Raw genomic sequence first — 15,084 nt, 5'->3', positions numbered from 1 at the left:
GCACACTGGATCAGGCGCACCGATGCGCCCGCTCTCGATCCGCGCAGCAGCACGGAGCGTCCCCGCGAAGCCGACCGGAACACCCCGGCCCAGCAGCACGGGCCATCCCGGCGCAGCCGCCGGGACGGGAGTCGTACCACCCCCACCGAGCAGGAGTCATCGTGGACATCCCCGCCACGCGAGGCATCCCCACCTCGGTCGTCGAGAAGACGGCCATCCGCAAGATCGCGATCCGCATCGTGCCGTTCGTGGCACTGATGTTCTTCATCAACTTCCTCGACCGCACCGCGATCTCCTTCGCCGCCCCCAACGGCATGGAGGCCGACCTCGGCCTGACCGCCGCCCAGTTCGGCTTCGCGTCCGGTGTGTTCTTCATCGGCTACCTCGTGCTCGAGGTGCCCTCCAACCTGGCGCTGCACAAGTTCGGCGCCCGGATCTGGCTCGCCCGCATCATGATCACGTGGGGCATCGTGTCCCTGCTCTTCACGTGGGTGCAGAACTACCCGCAGCTCGTCGGCCTGCGCTTCCTGCTCGGCATCGCCGAGGCCGGCTTCTTCCCCGGCGCGATCCTGTTCCTGTCGACCTGGGTCCCGGCACGGCACCGCGGCAAGATGCTCGCGCTGTTCTACCTGGCGCAGCCGCTCACGAGCGTCATCGGTTCCCCGCTCGCCGGCTGGCTGATGACCCACGAGGGGATCCTCGGCGGCCTGGCCGGATGGCGCTTCATGTTCCTCTGCGTCTCGATCCCGGCGATCATCGTCGGCGTCCTGTGCCTCTTCGTCCTCAAGGACAAGCCGTCGCAGGCGAAGTGGCTCGACGAGGACGAGAAGGTCTGGCTGGAGACGACGCTCGCTGCCGAGAGCGCCGCGAAGGGCGGCGGCGACGGCCACGGCAAGGGCGGCCTGCGTGCGGCCTTCGGCTCCGGCCGCGTCTGGATGCTCGCCGCGGTGTACTTCGGCTTCATCTACGGCCTCTACGCGCTCAGCTTCTTCCTGCCGACGATCATCGACGGCTTCCAGGAGCAGTTCGGCACCACGTTCGACCTGTTCCAGAAGGGCCTCATCACGGCCATCCCGTACGTGCCGGCCGCGGTCGTCCTGTACTTCTGGTCGCGTGACGCCTTCCGTCGTGGCGTCCGGGTCTGGCACATCGCCGTCCCGGCCCTGGTCGGTGGCCTGAGCATCCCGGTCGCGCTCTACATGAACAGCCCGGCCGCCACCGTCGCGGTCATCGCGATCACCGCGTGTGCGATCTTCGCGGCTCTGCCGAACTTCTGGACGGTCCCGACGCAGTTCCTGACCGGTGCCGCCGCAGCCGCGGGGGTCGCCCTCATCAACACCGTCGGCAACCTCGGTGGGTTCGCCGCCCCGTACATCACGGGTGCGGTCAGCGAGTGGACCGGCGGGTACCAGGTGCCGATGTTCATCGTCGGGTTCTTCATGGTGCTGTCGAGCGTGCTCATGTTCGTGCTCGGCCGGAACACGAAGCGCAACGAAGCGGCCGCCGCGGCATCCGAAGCCGACACCGCGGTCGCTGCCACGGACGGACCGACCGCCATCGCGAAGGAGGCCGGCGCATGACCCGCCTGTTCAACGACCCGGCGGACTTCGCCGACGAGATGGTGGACGGCTTCGTCGCCGCCAACCACGCCCGGGTGCGCAAGGTGCACGGCGGGGTCGCCCGCTCCACCACCAGCCCCGAGGGCACCGTCGCGCTCGTCGTCGGCGGTGGCTCCGGCCACTACCCGGCCTTCGGCGGCCTCGTCGGGCACGGCCTGGCGGCCGGTGCCGCGATGGGCAACCTGTTCGCCAGCCCGAGCGCCCAGCAGGTCACCGCGGTCGCGAAGGCGTCCGAGCACGGCGGCGGCGTGCTGCTGAGCTACGGCAACTACGCCGGCGACGTCCTCAACTTCGACGCGGCGGCACGGGCACTCGAGGCACAGGGCATCGACGTCCGGACGGTCCGCGTGACCGACGACGTCGCGTCCGCGCCCGCCGACCAGGCACACAAGCGCCGCGGCATCGCAGGGGACCTCTGCGTGTTCAAGGTGGCCGGCGCGGCCGCGGAACGCGGCGACGACCTCGACGCGGTCACCGCGATCGCGGCCCGGGCCAACGACCGCACCCGCAGCTTCGGCGTCGCGTTCTCGGGCTGCTCCCTGCCCGGCGCCGACGAGCCGCTCTTCACCGTCCCCGAGGGGCGCATGGCCATCGGCATGGGCATCCACGGCGAACGCGGCATCGCCGAGGCCGACGTCCCCACCGCGGACGGCCTGGCCGACCTGCTCGTCGACAAACTCCTCACCGAGCGACCCGACGGCACCGGCACCGGCACCGGCACCGGCACCGTCACCGCACCAGACACCGCAACAGCACCCGCCACCCCCCGCGTCGTCCCGATCCTCAACGGCCTCGGCTCCGTCAAGTACGAGGAACTCTTCGTCGTCTTCGGCGCCGTCCAGCGGAAGCTCACCGACGCCGGCATCGTCGTCGTCGAGCCCGAGGTCGGCGAACTCGTCACCAGCTTCGACATGGCGGGCGTCTCGCTCACCCTGTTCTGGCTCGACGACGAACTCGAGCAGCTCTGGGCCGCTCCCGCCGACGCCCCCGCGTACCGCAAGGGCGGCGCCGTCCCGCAGCAGCCGGTGCCGGTCGAGGTGCTCGAAGCCGGCGTGGTCGTGCCCGTGACGCCCGGCACCGAGGAGTCCCAGGCCGCAGCAGTCCGCATTGCGAGCGCGATCTCCGCGATCCGCGCCACCATCGACGACCACGCCGACGAGCTCGGCCGCATCGACGCCGTCGCCGGGGACGGCGACCACGGCATCGGCATGCAGCGCGGCTCCACCGCCGCCGACCGTGCGGCGCAGGACGCCGCCGCGCGTGGCGCCGGCGCCGGTTCGGTCCTCGCGATCGCCGGAGACGCCTGGTCCGACAAGGCCGGTGGGACGTCCGGTGCGATCTGGGGTGCCGCCCTGGAGGCACTAGGTCGCGTCCTCGGGGACGAGTCCCGTCCGACACCCGCCACCGTCCAGAGCGCGGTGCACGCCGCCACCGAAGCCGTCCTGGCATTCGGGGCCGTCCCCGGCGACAAGACGATGGTCGACGCGCTCGTGCCGTTCGACCAGGTCTTCTCCGCCCGGGTCGACGCAGGCGACGAACTCGTCGACGCCTGGTCGGCCGCCTCGGCTGCAGCACAGACCGCGGCGGACGCCACGGCCGATCTGTTGCCCCGGATGGGCCGCGCCCGCACCCACGGCGAGGACGCCGTCGGCACCCCGGATGCCGGCGCGATCTCCTTCGCGCTCATCACCGCCGCGGTCCTGGCGACCATCGCCGTCCCCGCCTGACCCCCACCACGAAAGGCACACCCGCATGAGTGAGCAGCAGTTCCGCATCGTCGTCGGTTCGGACGACGCCGGCTTCGACTACAAAGAGGTCATCAAGGCCGACCTCGCGAAGGACCCCCGCGTGGCCTCGGTCGTCGACGTGGGCGTGGACGCCGACGGTCACACCGCCTACCCGCACGTCGCCGTCGACGCCGCCCGTCTGGTGGCGAACGGCGAGGCCGACCGCGCGATCCTGATCTGCGGCACCGGCCTCGGTGTCGCGATCGCGGCGAACAAGGTCCCCGGCATCCGCGCCGTGACCGCGCACGACTCGTTCTCGGTGGAGCGCTCGATCCTGTCGAACGACGCCCAGGTCCTCTGCATGGGGCAGCGCGTCGTCGGGGTCGAGGTCGCGCGCCGGATGGCGAAGGAGTGGCTCGGCTACACCTTCGACCAGACGAGCGCGAGCGCCGAGAAGGTCAACGCGATCTGCGCCTACGACGGCTCCGCCCCGGTCGGGACCGACGCCTGATGCCCGCGACCACGGCGGCCGCCCCGGTGACGATCGGGGTGTCGCTCAAGATGTACTTCTCGCACGCCCGGACGCTCGAGTGGGCGGCCGCCGTGGCCGACATCGCCCGGAGCCACCCGGCGGTTCGGTCCGGCGCGGTCGAGCTCTTCGTGGTGCCGACGTTCCCGTCGCTCGTCCCGGTCCGTGCGGTGATCGGGGACGCCCCCGTGACGCTCGGCGCCCAGGACCTGGCGTGGGCGGACAGCGGCGCCTTCACCGGCGAGGTCTCCGGCGCCGAACTCCGTGAGATCGGGGTCGACCTCGTCGAGATCGCACACGCCGAGCGACGCGAACTGTTCCACGAGACGGACGACGAGATCGCCGGGAAGGTACACGCGGCGTACCGCAACCACCTGCGGCCCCTCGTCTGCATCGGCGAGACCGAGCGCGCCGCCGACGGCGACCCCGCGGCAGCAATCGCCGAGGTCACCGCGCAGCTCGACCGCTTCACCGCCACTGCGACCGCCGACGGCTTGGCCGGACCGCTCATCGCCGCGTACGAGCCGGTGTGGGCGATCGGCGCCCCGCAGCCCGCGCCCGACGAGCACATCGTCGCGGTCCTGGCCGGCATCGAGCAGCACCTGGCGACCCGGCCGGAGCTCGCCGGCTCCGCCGCGATCTACGGCGGCAGTGCCGGCCCGGGCCTGCTGACCCGCGGTGCCGGACGCATCGGCGGGCTGTTCCTCGGCCGCTTCGCCCACGACCCGGAGGCGATCCGCACGATCCTCGACGAAGCCGAGGCGCTGGACGCGACGCAGGACGGAGCACCGGCGTGACCTCCCTGCTCGGCCTCTCCACCTACGCCTACTTCTGGCGCATGTCCGACCGCGTCCCGTCGCCGATGTCCCTCGACGACGCCCTGCGCGACGCCGCGACCCACGACGGCGTCGACCTGTTCCAGATCTGCGACCACCTGCCGCTCGACACCGCGACCGACGAGCGCCTGGCCTCGATCCGGTCCCTGGCCGCCGACCTCGGTCTCACGCTCGAGGTCGGCACCCGCGGCACCCGGCCGGAGCACCTCGCCCGGTACCTGCACGTCGCACAGCAGCTCGGCGCGACCCTCGTGCGGAGCATGTGGACGAGCGGCGACGACCAGCCCGACGCGGCCGAGACCGAACGACGCCTGCGGCAGGCGCTCCCCGCCTACGAGCGCGCGGGCGTGACCCTCGCGCTGGAGACCTACGAGGTCGTCGCCACCGCCGACCTCGTCGCCGTCGTCCAGGCGATCGGCTCCGACCACCTCGGCATCTGCCTCGACCCGGCGAACACCGTCGCCCGGCTCGAACACCCGGCCGACGTCGTGGCGATGACCGCCCCGCACGTCGTCAACTGGCACGTCAAGGACTCCGCCTTCACCCGCTCACCGGGCTGGGTCGGGTTCCAGTACACCGGCGTCCCGATCGGCACCGGGATCCTCGACCACGACGCCGTCCGCGCCGCGATCGAGCCCGACGCCCGGGGGATCAACCGCGTCATCGAGTTCTGGCTGCCGTGGCAGCACGAGCACGCCGGCGCCGAACCCCTGCCGGGGGAGACCCCCGCACAGACCACCACCCGCATCGAAGCGGCGTGGACCGAACACACCATCGAGTACATCAGGAGCAAGGAATCATGACCGACACCGTCACCACCACCCACACCGTCGCTGCCGGATCCGGCACGGCCGACGTCACCGTCGCCGTGATCGGTGCCGGCGGCAAGATGGGCACCCGCGTCTCGAACAACTTCGCGAAGAGCGAGTACACCACCCTGTACAGCGAGGCCTCGCCCGCCGGCCAGGAGCGCATCCAGGCCCTCGGCCGCGAGATCACCGACAGCCTCGACGCGGCGAAGGCCGCCGACGTCGTCATCCTCGCCGTCCCGGACGTCCTGCTCGGCACCATCTCGGAGCAGCTCGTCCCCGTCATGAAGCCCGGCGCGTCGATCCTGACGCTCGACCCGGCCGCCGCCTACGCGGGTCTCCTCGCCAAGCGCGAGGACGTCCACTACGCCGTGGCGCACCCGTGCCACCCGTCGGTGTTCCTCGAGCGCACCACCAAGGCCGAGTGGGACGACACCTTCGGTGGCATCGCCGCCCCGCAGGAGGTCATCGCGGCCTTCGACGCCTCGGAGTCGCTCGGCGACGAGGGCGACCGCGCCAAGGCCGTCGCCGAGGCCGTCATCACCACGATGTACGCCCCGGTCATCCAGGTGCACTGGGTCACGGTGAAGCAGCTGGCCGTGCTCGAGCCGACCCTGGTCGAGACCATCGCCTGCATGATCGGCGACTTCCTCAACGACGCCCTCGAGGAGACCGTCACCGGTGTCGGCGTGCCCCGCGAGGCCGCCCGCGCCATGCTCTACGGCCACACGTGGATCGCGCTGACCAACGGCCTGCGCGGCTCGAACCCGTTCTCCGACGCCTGCCACATCGCGATGGGCTACGGCCGCGAGAAGCTCATCAAGGAGGACTGGAAGCAGGTCTTCGACGACAGCGAGCTCGACTCGGTCATCGCGAAGATGCTCAAGATCGACGCAGTCCGGCGCTGATCCGGACCGCCACCGACCACCGCGCCGACCCGTCAGCGCGCCCGGACCGGAACGCCCCGCCGACCCCCTTCCGGCGGGGCGTTCCCCGTGCCGTCGGCGGCCACGAACCCGCGCGGCCCCCACGCCTCCGTCAGCGTGATCGAGGCCACGCCCGGCACGGTCAGCGCCCGCACCGCGTCGGCAAACCACCGCGCGGCGGCCGGCGTGTGCTGCGCCGGGTCGGTCGCGTCCGGAACGGTCTCCGGCCCGTACCCGTGCTCGACGGTCGCGTCCGTCACGACCCGGGTCGGCGCCGTCGCCACCGCGTTGAACCGTGGCCGCAGCGTCACCGGTCCGACGTGCAGCGCCCTGCCGGCGGCCAGCCTGGAGGCGCTGGTCACCACCCAGCGCTGCATCCGGATCGACTCGGTCACCTGTTCGGGCGACCGGTCGTGCATCTGCGGCGTCACGCTGCAGGTCAGGGGGCCGTCCCAGCCCGAGAACACCGCGATCGACCGGTTCAGCTCGGTGAAGTGGGCCCGGGTGCCGGCGACGACCTCCAGTGCGGCGACCGCTGCCACCGCTTCGCGCAGTGCCCGCTGCAGCGCCGGCGTCGTCACGTGCGACACCGGGTCGAACGCCCCGACGCGAGCCACCGGCCCGCCGTCGAGCACCGCGTCGATCGCCGCGCGCAGCAGTGCCGGGTCGTCGGTGACGAACCGGACGTCCAGGGGTGCACCACCCGCGTCCCGCCGGGCCGAGGCGAGCACCGCCTCGACGTTCAGGGCACCGAGGACCGGTTCGACCAGGATCGGGAACCCGCGGAGCAGGTCGGCGTCGTCCGGGCGCGCAGCGACCGGCGCCGAACCCGCGAGCAGCTGGAGCGTCGGCGGCGGCGTGACCACGGCACCGGGACCCGGCCCGTCGAGCGCCGCGAGGTCCGGGGCGGGGGAGGCCGCGCCTCCCGACCGGGTGCCCGGACCACCTGCCGAACCGACCGCCGTTGCACGCAGGGTGAGCCCCTGACGGACCGTCGTCCCCGGTGAGAGGGCGATCGGGAACGGCTCGGCGAGCGGCGTCGAGTACGTCTTGAACGAGGCGTCGGTCCAGTTGCGCTGGTCTTCGGTCTCGAACACGTCGCCGGTCAGGTCGAGCGACAGCGCGGTCGCGCCCACCGCCCAGTCGAGCCCGGCGACGTCGACGGCCGGCTGGTGCGGCGCGATCCAGAACGGGAACGCCGTCGCGGTGCTGCCACCGGTCGGATGCCGCACCGTGAGCGGCTGCCCGGCCAGAGTCGGCGGGTGCAGGACGACGAGCCCGACGCGGTTGCGGCGGAAGGCCCGCGTGACCGTCCCGACCGCGGCGACCCGCAGGGTGTCGTCGTCGAGCGTGACCTCGAGGACGGCGCGCACGACCTCGACGCCGTCGTACCGTGCACTGGTCTCGATGCGGATGCGGCCCTCGTCGCCGTCCACCGTCCGTGTCGAGACCGTGTCGTCGGCCGTACGCCAGTCGTGGTCGCGGACGACGAACCGGACGGCGCGCAGGACGAGCGTCTCCCGGAACGCGACGTCGGCGAGTTCGGCTCCGCGCAGGGCCAGACGCCAGGGCCCGACGGACACGATCTCGTCGTTCGACGTCGCAGTCATGGTGCATGCCTAGCACCGGTCAACCGGTTGGGCAATGATGAGGGTGACGGAGCAGCGCTGCTCCGAGGACGGAGTCCCACATGACCGCACGACTCGACGGCCGGACCGCACTCGTCACGGGAGCGGGGTCCGGCATCGGCCGCGCGATCGCCGACCGCTTCGTGGCCGAGGGGGCCTCCGTCGTCTACGCCGACCGCGACGCCGGCGCGGCCGCCGGTGCCGCCGCCGCAGCCGGCCCGGCCGCAATCGGCCTGACGATGGACATCGCCGACGAGGCGAGCGTGGCTGCCGGATTCGCCGACCTGGCCCACCGTGGTGCGACCCCCGACGTGGTGGTCGCGAACGCCGGTGTGCAGCTGTTCGGCCACGACGCGAAGGTCGCCGACCTGTCGCTCGAGACCTGGGACCGCACGGTCGCGGTCAACCTCACCGGCACGTTCCTGACGATCAAGCACGCCGTCCGGGCGATGCTCGCGGGCGGCACCGGCGGGTCGGTCATCGCCACGGGGTCGCCGACCGGCCTGAACGGTGAGGGCGCCGACTTCGCGGCGTACTCCTCGACCAAGGGCGGCATCCACGCACTCGTCCGGGCGACCGCGATGGCCTACGCGCGGGACGGCATCCGGGTGAACACGGTGGTGCCGGGCTACACCGAGACCGGCCTCGTGTCGGCGATCTCCGGTGACCCCGAGGCCCGAGCCGCGATCGTCGCCCGCACCCCGCTCGGTCGCCCGGGCACCCCCGACGACGTCACCGGCATCATGGTCTACCTGGCCAGCCCGGAGTCGTCCTACGCCACCGGAGCGGAGTTCCGCGTCGACGGCGGCATGACGAGCCTCTGACCCGCCTCACGCCCTGCCTGTCCTGCGAAAGCGACAGTGTTCCACCGAACGTTCGCGGCACACTGTCGCCCTGACGGGACAGTCGCCGCAGCGATGACGAGGTCTGTCGCTTCCGCGGAGAGGTCCCGCCCGCCGCCGAACCCGCCACACCGCCCTGGAGGCCCGGGGCGGCCCCGTCAGGCCGTGCCACGCCCGCCGTTTGGCCGCGGAACGCAGCACGTGGTTCCGCGGCTCCCGGCACGCGTACCGTCCGTCGCGATGACCGAATCACCCACCACCACCGCCCCGTCGAACTACGAGTCCGCCGACGGCGTGGACCCCCTGCACGTCACCACCTACCGACAGGTCCGCAAGGCCGCCCGTCGCGGACACGCACTGCCCGGCGACGCCGGAGAACCCTCGCTCGCCGACCTCGTGAACGCCCGGAAGAACGGCACCGCCGACTCCCGCTGACGCAAGCTCACGATCCGGTCTCGGCGAGGTCTCGATCGGGACACGACGACGCGAACGGCACCACGGCGCTGCCACGATGTCGTCCATGGTCTCCTTCCGGTCCGCACTGCCCCTCGTCGTCGTGAGCGCGGTCCTCGTGTCCGGCTCGCTCGCCGGTTGCTCGGCCGGCGCCGACGCAGCGGCGCGGCCGACGTCGACTCCGAAGGCGACCTCGGAGACCTCGGACGCCCAGCCCGCGGGCGGCGCGACGGACCCGATGGAGGAGGACCGGAGTGCTGCGGCGATCTGCGGCCAGATCAGTGCGCTGACGACCATCTCGCTGAACGCGACGGTCGGGCGGAGCCAGGGCGATCTCTCCGAGGCGCAGTACCAGGCACTGATCGCGGCGGAACGCTTCGGCTACGAGCACCTGTCGAGCAACGACGAGGAGCTCGACGACGCGATCGACTACGCGCACGAGTACCTCGACGCGCACCCCGCACCGAAGTCCGGGCCGGCGCTCGAGATGACTCCCGAGTGGGAACTCGTCGGGCGGACCCTGATCACCGCGTGCCGGGGTGCCGGGTCGAACGTCGTGGGCACCGCCCAGTACGGCGGCTGACGACCCTGATCAGGGTCCCGTGACCGCCGTCACCAGGGCGTCGAGCGCCCGATCGAGCTCCGGCAGTGTCACGGCGCCGTAGCCGAACACGATGCCCGGCGGCGTGCTGCCGGGAGCGAGCCCGTACTCCTCGAGCGACGCCACGAGCACCCCGGCGTCCGCCAGTCGACGCGTGATCTCCGCCCCGGTGGTCGGACCCGACCACGTGACCACCGCGTGCAGCCCGCCGTTCAGAGCACGAGCCTCCAGGCCGGCGACGCCGCCGAGCCGAGCCGCAATCCGGGCCCGGCGGTGCGTGTAGTCCCGCCGGACCCGACCCAGGTGTCGCCGCAGCGCACCCGTCCGCAGCAGGTGCACGAGCGCGGCCTGCACCGGTTCGGCGACGACCGCGCCCCGAGCCCGACGAGCGGCGAGCACCGCCTCCGTCACCGGGGAACCGGTCGCTGCGACCATCGGCAGCACGACGTACGCGCAGCGCAGCCGGGGGTCGAGGGTCTTCGAGAAGCCGCCGACGTGCAGCACCACACCCTCGGCGTCGAGCGCGGCCAGCGCGGGCACGGGCGTGCCGCGGTGCCGGAACTCGGAGTCGTAGTCGTCCTCCACCACCACGGTGCCGGTGCTGGCGGCCCAGGCGAGGAGCCGCCGGCGCCGGGCGACGGGCATCACCGACCCGAGCGGGTACTGGTGCGTCGGGCTGACCAGGACGGCGTCGACCGGTCCGGCGGCCTCGAGTGCGTCGAGGTCGAGGCCGTCTTCGCCGACCGGGACGCCCACCAGGGACCCGCCCGCACTCGTGACCGCACGGTGTCCGGTGCGGTAGCCGGGGTCCTCGACGGCGACGACGGGAGCGCGACCCAGCAGCCCCCGCAGCGCCTCGGTGACGAGCGACAGCGCCTCCGAGGTCCCCGCGGTCACGAGCACCCGGTCGACCGACGTCGTGAACCCGCGGGTCAGGCCGAGCTGGGCGACGACCTGTGCGCGCAGGTCGGGGGAGCCGAGCGGGTCCGCGATCGCGTTCCGGAGCGGTGCCGACGCCGCTGCGTGCCAGGCTGCCCGCCAGTCCCGCTGCGGGATGGCGGTGACGGCGGGGATGCCCGGACGGCAGTCGATGAGCGAGGACGTCGGGTCCGGACCGTCCGGATCGGGGGAGCGGGCGCCGACCGGAGCCGAATCCGGCGTCATGCCCGCGTCCACCGTCACACTCGCCGCGACCCGGGCGAGGGCACCGTGCCGCGTCCGCAGGTACCCCTCGCCGTCGAGCTGCTCGTACGCCGCGACGACCGTGCCCCGGGCCACCCCGAGCTCCGCCGCCAGCGCCCGCGTCGACGGCAACGGATCGCCCTCGCGCAGGGTGCCGTCGTGCACCATCCCACGCACCCGTGCCACCACACCGGACACCTTGCTCGACTGGTCCACCGCGATCGCCCCGATCTGGTCCAGGTGCCGGACCACTGGTGACCCTAGCGTGACGACATGCCCACCTCGAGCCCCGAACCAGAACCGACCGCCGACGACCCCTCGCTCCGCGTCCGCCGCCTGCGCGACCGCCAGTCCGACGACCCCGCCGTCCTGCGCGCGATCCTCGCCGAGGCCCACCTCGCCCACGTCGGCATCGTCCGCGGCGGCCACCCCGTCGTCCTGCCGTTCCTCTGCGCCGTCGGGGACCTCGGCGACGGTCCCGTCCTGCTGCTGCACGGCTCGACCGGTGGCGGTCTGTTCCTCGACGCCGGCGCCGAGGGCGTCCCGGTCGCCGCCACCGTCACCCACCTGGACGGCCTCGTCTTCGCACGCTCGACCAACGACAGCTCAGCGAACTACCGCAGCGCGATGATCGCCGGGCGCGCGACCGTGGTGCCGACCGACCTCCGCGCCGAAGCCCTCTGGCAGGTGGCCGACCACCTCCTGCCGGGCCGCCGAGCCGAGGTGCGCGAGATGACCGCGAAGGAGGTCCGCGCCACCCAGGTCCTCCAGCTGCCCCTCGACCGCGCGAGCGTCAAGGTCCGCGCCCACGGTGTCGGCGAGGACCCGGCCGACGGCGAGGACCACTCCGTCTGGGCGGGCGTCCTGCCACTCGCGGTGCGCGCCGGTGTCCCGATCCCGGGGGACATCTCGGGGGACAGCCCGGTGGACGCATCGGTCGTCGCGCTGTCGGCTCGCCTCGACCGCCTGGCCGCCGACCGGGAGGCCCGGATCGCCGCCGTCATGCGGGTCACGCCGGTCTGAGCCCGGGTCCACCGCCGCGGGCCGGCTCCGGAACGCCGGTGCGTGCCGTCGGAGTGGCCTGCGAGCGGTGCTCGTTCCTGTGACCAGCCGCAGGAACACTCCGGCGCTGCCCAGCCGCGAGCACCGTCGTGACCAATACGTTACTTTCCGGACCGCCGAGTGGTCCCGACCCGGAAGGACCCATGGGACGCCACACCCTGCCTGCAGCAGCCGACGACCGTCAGCCCGCGCGAACGCACACGCACCCCGCGGTCGACCCCGCGCCGCTGACGCCGGACACGCAGCAGTCCCGTCCCCGTGGTCGCCGCTCGGCCCTCGGCCCCGCGGCCGCCCGCTCCACCTTCGTCGAGCACCCGAAGCCGGCCCGGACCGTGCGGATGCAGCCGCGTCCCGCCCCCGTCGCGTCGTCGGCCGGCAGTGCGGTGCTGAGCCGGACCGCCACCCTGCGTGCCGAGCGCGCCGTCGACCCGCGGCACATCCGTCGTTCCGCCAACGCGAAGCGTGCCGCGATCCTGCTCGCCCCCGCGATCGCGGTGACCTCGAGCCTGACGCTCGCCCTGCCCGCGAACGCCGACACCCTGCCCGCGGACACCCGCTCGGGCACGACCACGGCGCAGGCCGCTCAGACCTTCACCGTGGCGCACGACGTCCAGGTTCCGGTTGTCTCCACCGACGGCATGACCACGACGACGACGATCGTGTCGTACCCGACGCTCGACCTCCGCTTCGGGGTGACGACCGCGCAGGCACAGTCCGCGTTGTCCGCCGCACTCTCGGCCGGCGGCGACCGGGCCACGATCGTGCAGACCGCCCTGCAGTACATGGGGGACCCGTACGTCGAGGGCGGCGCGAGCCACGAGGGCATCGACTGCTCCGGGCTCACGATGGTCGCGTACCAGGCCGTGGGGATCCAGCTCGTGCACTACGTGCCGACGCAGGACGCCGTCGCCACCACGATCCCCGAGTCCGAGGCACTGCCGGGCGACCTCGTCGTGTACGACGACGAGGACCACGTCGGCCTGTACCTCGGCCAGGGACTCGTCCTGCAGGCACCGCACCCGGGCGAGGTCGTCGACATCGTCCCGATGTACTCGGCGGCGCACCACTTCGCGCGTGTCCTGCCCGCCGGCAGCTGACCCGACCAGCCGTGGCGCGGCCCTGGTGGTGACCACCAGGACCACCCGGACGGGGCGTCCCCACCGATCACGGGCCTCCCGTATCCTGGAGTGATGGCTTCCGACACCCGCACCCCGTTCGAACAGCAGCAGTCTGCTCGTCCGCAGGTGCGCCCGCGCACCGAGGGCTGGAAGCAGGCCACCGACACCGACGGTCGCCCGCTGCTGCAGTTCGCGTCCCCGAAGCGTGGCAAGCCGCCCGTGCACCTGGCCGACCTGACGGCCGAGGAACGCGAGGCCCGCGTGAAGGAACTCGGCCTGCCCGGGTTCCGCGCCAAGCAGCTCGCGACCCACTACTTCCAGCACTACACGTCCGACCCGGCCAAGATGACCGACCTGCCCGCCGCCCAGCGGGAGCAGCTCGTCGCCGGGATGCTGCCGCCGCTCCTCACCGAGACCCGGCGGCTGGCGACGGACAACGGCGACACGATCAAGTTCCTCTGGAAGCTGCACGACGGCGCCCTGGTCGAGTCGGTCCTCATGCGCTACCCGGGCCGCATCACCCTGTGCGTCTCGTCCCAGGCCGGGTGCGGCATGAACTGCCCGTTCTGCGCCACCGGCCAGGCGGGGCTGACCCGCAACATGTCCACCGCCGAGATCATCGAGCAGATCGTCCGGGCCAACGCCGCGATCGCCGCTGGTGAGCTCGGGGGTGATCCCCGCAAGGGCGGCAACGACCGCGTCGACGCCGAGCGCGTGACGAACATCGTGTTCATGGGCATGGGGGAGCCGCTCGCGAACTACAAGCGGGTGATGGACGCCGTGCGGTTGATGGTCGCACCGCAGCCGAACGGTCTCGGCATGAGTGCCCGCGGCATCACGGTGTCGACCGTCGGACTCGTGCCGGCGATGATCAAGCTCGCGGACGAAGGGATCCCGCTCACCTTCGCGTTGTCCCTGCATGCTCCCGACGACGAGCTCCGCGACGAGCTCATCCCGGTGAACTCGCGCTGGAAGGCCGACGAGGCGATCGACGCCGCCCACAACTACTACGTCAAGACGGGCCGTCGTGTCTCGATCGAGTACGCGCTCATCAAGGACATGAACGACCACGCCTGGCGAGCGGACCTGCTCGCCGAGAAGCTCAACAAGCGCGGCAAGGGCTGGGTGCACGTCAACCCGATCCCGCTCAACCCGACGCCGGGCTCGGTGTGGACCTCGTCCGAGGTGCACGTGCAGGACGAGTTCGTCCGCCGACTCAACGCCGCCGGCATCCCGACGACCCTGCGCGACACCCGCGGCAAGGAGATCGACGGGGCGTGCGGGCAGTTGGCTGCGGCCGAGTAAGTCGGCCCGGTTCGTTCGTTCGGGAGGCACGGTGCGGGTTCGCACCGTGCCTTCCGTCGTTCCCGGGGTCACGCCCACCCCGTCGATCCCCGGAAACCCGGGGGACACGCACCGTTCACCCGACTGCGACACGCCCGGGAGGGACGACGGTTGGCAGGGCCCCCGGGGCGTGTGTAAAGTAATCACTCGTTGCCGCTGAGGCGGAGAACGGAACGGCCGAGACGGTCACAGGGTGCAAGCCCTGGATGCGCAGTCCGGACGGGGTCCCGCTCAGGCAACATCCCCCCGAAGAAGTCGAAGTGATTCGACGTGTCCGACGGTGGAACAAGACGAATGCCTCTCTGGCGGAACCTTTCGGGGTCGAGCGGGGAGTGCGTCTGGTCCTTGAGAACTCAACAGCGTGCACATTGTCAATGCCAATTTATTGATTGACCTCGTGCCTGGTCG

At 72.3% G+C, this 15,084-nt stretch carries 14 protein-coding genes; 12 read left to right on the top strand and 2 right to left on the bottom strand.

The genetic code is table 11. The features are described from left to right. Positions 1-161 precede the first annotated feature (161 nt). Genes DEJ03_RS17135 through DEJ03_RS17110 form a run of 6 tightly spaced genes read left to right on the top strand, consistent with a single transcriptional unit; the run spans position 162 to position 6,428 of the window. Positions 162-1,580, top strand: coding sequence for an MFS transporter (locus tag DEJ03_RS17135; RefSeq protein WP_110865572.1), 1,419 nt, complete (start codon positions 162-164; stop codon positions 1,578-1,580). Next, complete coding sequence (locus tag DEJ03_RS17130) at positions 1,577-3,346, top strand: dihydroxyacetone kinase family protein (protein WP_110865571.1); 1,770 nt, start codon at positions 1,577-1,579, stop codon at positions 3,344-3,346. Before DEJ03_RS17135 ends, DEJ03_RS17130 begins: the two co-directional genes overlap by 4 nt. Positions 3,347-3,371: 25 nt before the next feature. Further along, a complete protein-coding gene (locus tag DEJ03_RS17125; RefSeq protein WP_071406070.1) occupies positions 3,372-3,857 on the top strand; it encodes a ribose-5-phosphate isomerase in 486 nt (161 codons plus the stop codon). After that, the gene (locus DEJ03_RS17120) at positions 3,857-4,672 is read left to right on the top strand and encodes a triose-phosphate isomerase family protein (RefSeq protein ID WP_110865570.1); all 816 of its coding nucleotides are present in this window, start codon (positions 3,857-3,859) and stop codon (positions 4,670-4,672) included. The genes DEJ03_RS17125 and DEJ03_RS17120 overlap by 1 nt, the downstream gene beginning before the upstream one ends. Beyond that, complete coding sequence (locus DEJ03_RS17115) at positions 4,669-5,514, top strand: sugar phosphate isomerase/epimerase (protein ID WP_110865569.1); 846 nt, start codon at positions 4,669-4,671, stop codon at positions 5,512-5,514. The genes DEJ03_RS17120 and DEJ03_RS17115 overlap by 4 nt, the downstream gene beginning before the upstream one ends. Then, entirely contained in the window at positions 5,511-6,428 is a 918-nt protein-coding gene (locus tag DEJ03_RS17110) for a phosphogluconate dehydrogenase C-terminal domain-containing protein (protein ID WP_110865568.1), read from the top strand. The genes DEJ03_RS17115 and DEJ03_RS17110 overlap by 4 nt, the downstream gene beginning before the upstream one ends. A gap of 32 nt (positions 6,429-6,460) precedes the next feature. Here DEJ03_RS17110 and DEJ03_RS17105 read toward each other — a convergent pair whose 3' ends face one another. Continuing rightward, positions 6,461-8,056, bottom strand: a complete 1,596-nt coding sequence (locus DEJ03_RS17105) for a hypothetical protein (protein WP_110865567.1) — start codon at positions 8,054-8,056, stop codon at positions 6,461-6,463. Between the two features lie 80 nt (positions 8,057-8,136). Here DEJ03_RS17105 and DEJ03_RS17100 point away from each other — a divergent pair, with 80 nt between their 5' ends. The 3 genes from DEJ03_RS17100 to DEJ03_RS17090 all read left to right on the top strand — a co-directional run bounded on the left by DEJ03_RS17100 (position 8,137) and on the right by DEJ03_RS17090 (position 9,952). After that, a complete protein-coding gene (locus DEJ03_RS17100) occupies positions 8,137-8,898 on the top strand; it encodes an SDR family NAD(P)-dependent oxidoreductase (protein WP_110865566.1) in 762 nt (253 codons plus the stop codon). A 258-nt stretch (positions 8,899-9,156) separates the two neighbouring features. Then, on the top strand, positions 9,157-9,351 hold the full coding sequence (locus tag DEJ03_RS17095) for a hypothetical protein (RefSeq protein WP_071406076.1): 195 nt from the start codon (positions 9,157-9,159) through the stop codon (positions 9,349-9,351). 85 nt (positions 9,352-9,436) lie between these two features. Beyond that, positions 9,437-9,952, top strand: a complete 516-nt coding sequence (locus DEJ03_RS17090) for a hypothetical protein (RefSeq protein ID WP_110865565.1) — start codon at positions 9,437-9,439, stop codon at positions 9,950-9,952. A gap of 9 nt (positions 9,953-9,961) precedes the next feature. Here DEJ03_RS17090 and DEJ03_RS17085 read toward each other — a convergent pair whose 3' ends face one another. Continuing rightward, positions 9,962-11,404, bottom strand: coding sequence for a PLP-dependent aminotransferase family protein (locus tag DEJ03_RS17085; RefSeq protein WP_110865564.1), 1,443 nt, complete (start codon positions 11,402-11,404; stop codon positions 9,962-9,964). Positions 11,405-11,425: 21 nt separating this feature from the next. On the opposite strand from DEJ03_RS17085, the gene DEJ03_RS17080 reads away from it, so the two are divergent. The 3 genes from DEJ03_RS17080 to rlmN all read left to right on the top strand — a co-directional run bounded on the left by DEJ03_RS17080 (position 11,426) and on the right by rlmN (position 14,637). Next, positions 11,426-12,175 carry a pyridoxamine 5'-phosphate oxidase family protein gene (locus DEJ03_RS17080; RefSeq protein WP_110865563.1) on the top strand — a complete coding sequence of 250 codons (750 nt, stop codon included), beginning with the start codon at positions 11,426-11,428 and terminating at the stop codon, positions 12,173-12,175. 182 nt (positions 12,176-12,357) lie between these two features. Then, positions 12,358-13,311 (top strand): C40 family peptidase, encoded by a 954-nt coding sequence (locus DEJ03_RS17075; RefSeq protein ID WP_110865562.1) that lies wholly within the window; start codon positions 12,358-12,360, stop codon positions 13,309-13,311. Between the two features lie 93 nt (positions 13,312-13,404). Next, positions 13,405-14,637: a 23S rRNA (adenine(2503)-C(2))-methyltransferase RlmN gene (rlmN, locus tag DEJ03_RS17070; RefSeq protein WP_017885785.1), complete on the top strand. Its 1,233-nt coding sequence runs from the start codon at positions 13,405-13,407 to the stop codon at positions 14,635-14,637. Positions 14,638-15,084 lie beyond the last annotated feature (447 nt).

This window comes from Curtobacterium sp. MCLR17_043 (assembly GCF_003224215.1).
Taxonomy (GTDB): domain Bacteria; phylum Actinomycetota; class Actinomycetes; order Actinomycetales; family Microbacteriaceae; genus Curtobacterium; species Curtobacterium flaccumfaciens.
This window is presented reverse-complemented; position numbering and strand designations above follow the sequence as displayed.